This is a genomic window from Rhodococcus sp. NPDC055024, assembly GCF_053608585.1.
Window position 1 is genome coordinate 1 of record NZ_JBSGVT010000041.1, and the last position, 1,353, is coordinate 1,353.

Sequence of the window (1,353 nt, forward strand, 5' to 3'; positions counted from 1 at the left end):
TTGTTGTTGCCGCAGTTGTTGGTGGCGGCTGTCGAGTTGGGTCCTGGGCGGGAGGCTTTGCGGTTCGAGGGTCGTTCGTTGTCGTATGCGGAGTTGGATGAGTGGTCGTCTCGTTTGGCGCGTGTGTTGATTGGTGTTGGTGTGGGGCCGGAGGATCGGGTTGCCATTTCGATTCCGCGGTCGTTTGAGTCTGTTGTGGCTTTGTGGGCGGTGGCGAAGTCGGGTGCGGCGTTTGTGCCGGTGGATCCGGATTATCCGGCTGATCGTGTGGGGTACATGATCAGCGATTCTGGTGTGTCGGTCGGTTTGACTGTTGAGGGTGCACGCGCCGGGTTGACTGATTCGGTCGGGTGGATTTCGATCGATGCTGCGGGCACTGTCGAGTCGTTGGCTGCTGTCTCCGGTGCGCCGGTGACGTATGACGAGCGGGTGCGGACGCTGCGGGCTGAGCATGCTGCGTATGTGATTTATACGTCGGGTTCGACGGGGCGGCCGAAGGGTGTTGTTGTTTCGCATTCGGGGTTGGCTGTTTTGCAGCAGGAGCAGATTCGTGTGCTCTCGCTCGGCAGCGATTCTCGGGTGTTGCATTTTACGACGCCAAGCTTCGACGTATCGATCTTCGAACTACTCGAGGCGATCGGGGCAGGCGCTGTCATGGTGATTGCCCCGTCGAGTATTTATGGTGGGCCCGAGTTGGCCGAGTTGATCAAGGCTGAGCGTGTGACGCATGTCGGGGCGACTCCTTCGGTGCTTGCTTCGGTGGATCCTTCGGGGCTCGACGATGTTGCTGTGGTGGTTGTTGCGGGTGAGGCGTGTCCGCCGGAGTTGGTCGCGAAGTGGGCGCCTGGGCGCCACTTTTTCAATGCGTATGGTCCGACCGAGATGACGATCGTCACGAACATGACGGAACTTGTTGCGGGTGATCCGGTTACGATCGGTGGTCCGATTCGTGGTGCGGTGTCGTTGGTGTTGGATGCTCGTTTGCAGCCTGTCCCGTCGGGGACTACGGGTGAGCTCTATCTTGCAGGGCCGCAGGTTGCGCGTGGATACCACAATTTGGCGGGTATGACGGCTGATCGTTTTATTGCGAATCCTTTTGGGGCGCAGGGTGAACGAATGTACCGCACGGGGGATGTGGTGCGGTGGACGGAAGGTGTTGCCGGCGATCGTAGCGTCGAGTATGTCGGGCGGTCTGATTCCCAGGTCAAGATCCGTGGCTTCCGTATCGAGTTGACTGAAATTGATGCGGTGATCGCGCTCGACGATCGGGTCGAGTTCGTGACAACTCTCGGGCGAGTGTTGCCCAGCGGTGAGACCGCTCTTGTGTCGTATGTTCTTCCGGCGGTGGGCGCT

The 1,353-nt window shown here is 59.6% G+C and carries 1 protein-coding gene; it reads left to right on the forward strand.

The genetic code is table 11. From position 1 onward, the window contains the following. A partial coding sequence (locus tag ACWF6P_RS31675) for an amino acid adenylation domain-containing protein (protein ID WP_452623686.1) occupies window positions 1-1,353 on the forward strand: 1,353 nt, incomplete at both ends.